Here is a 1,026-nt window from a genome sequence, read left to right as displayed (position 1 = left end):
CGAGAGCAGGATGTTCAGCGTCAGCCGCCCCATGGACGTGGTCGTGTTGAAGGACTGCGTGACCGAGACGAAAGTCACGCCGTTCCTATCGAACACCTCGACCAGCTTGGCGAAATCGGCCAGCGAGCGGCTGAGACGGTCGATCTTGTAGACCACGACGACATCGACCAGCCCCTCCTCGATGTCTTCCAGCAGCCGCTGCAGGCCGGGCCGTTCCAGCGTTCCGCCCGAAATGCCGCCGTCGTCGTACTGATCGCGTACGAGCACCCAGCCCTCGGACCGCTGGCTGGCGATGAACGCCTCGCACGCCTCCCGCTGGGCGTGGAGCGAGTTGAACTCCTGCTCCAGCCCTTCCTCGGAGGATTTCCGGGTGTAGATGGCGCAGCGCTGCTTGCGGACGATCGGCTTCGTCATGTCCGCGCCCTCCGGTTCTTCAGCCCGAAGAACACCCAGCCGTTCCAGCGCGTCCCGGTGATCGCGCGGGCGATGGCGGACAGCGACTTGTAGGGTCGCCCCTGCCATTCGAAGCCGTCCGCGGTGACGGTGACGACGTGCTCGACGCCCTGCCACTCACGGATCAGCCGGGTGCCGGCGATGGGCATGGTGTCGGCGCGGACGCGGCTCCTCTTGCGGTCGCCACCATCCAGTTCCTCGCCCCGCCGCTCCAGCCGCCGGATCGTCTCCGGCTTCAGCCCGCCATAGGCCAGTTCCTGGATACGGTACGCGAGCCGGCTCTCCAGGTAGCGTCGGTTGAAAGGCGGCGGCTCGCTATCGAACAGATCGCGCCATTGCGCCTTCAGTTCCGGCGTCGTGGCGGTCTTCAGCGCAGCCAGGCGCGCGGGAATGGGATCGTGGGTCGTCATGCGGTTCTCCGGTGAGTTGGAGTTGCATGACGGCATTGGTCGGGCGGAGAGTGTAGGCAAATTTCTCCAGTATCGTCAGAAGGTTCACCCCGTTCGCGCAGCCGTAACCGGACCAGCCCGAGCGCCAACAGGCCGCACAGCTCGGCGCGGCGTTCGGCGGGGG

The 1,026-nt window shown here is 66.4% G+C and carries 2 protein-coding genes; both read right to left on the bottom strand.

All coding sequences use genetic code 11. The features are described from left to right. Positions 1-414 (bottom strand): recombinase family protein (locus tag DRV84_RS15145; RefSeq protein ID WP_147298888.1); only part of this gene is annotated, 414 nt, incomplete at its 3' end. Then, a complete protein-coding gene (locus DRV84_RS15140) occupies positions 411-863 on the bottom strand; it encodes a DUF2924 domain-containing protein (RefSeq protein WP_115982146.1) in 453 nt (150 codons plus the stop codon). The genes DRV84_RS15140 and DRV84_RS15145, both read right to left, overlap by 4 nt. Positions 864-1,026 lie beyond the last annotated feature (163 nt).

The sequence above is a fragment of the Rhodosalinus sediminis genome (assembly GCF_003385555.1).
Taxonomy (GTDB): domain Bacteria; phylum Pseudomonadota; class Alphaproteobacteria; order Rhodobacterales; family Rhodobacteraceae; genus Rhodosalinus; species Rhodosalinus sediminis.
Note: the sequence above shows the minus strand (reverse complement) of the source record. Positions and strands in the feature narration are given on the sequence as shown.

Bases quoted from the DNA above. Each gene is read 5' to 3' on its own strand.
- DRV84_RS15140 (WP_115982146.1), bottom strand. From the start codon at position 863: ATGACGACCCACGATCCCATTCCCGCGCGCCTGGCTGCGCTGAAGACC.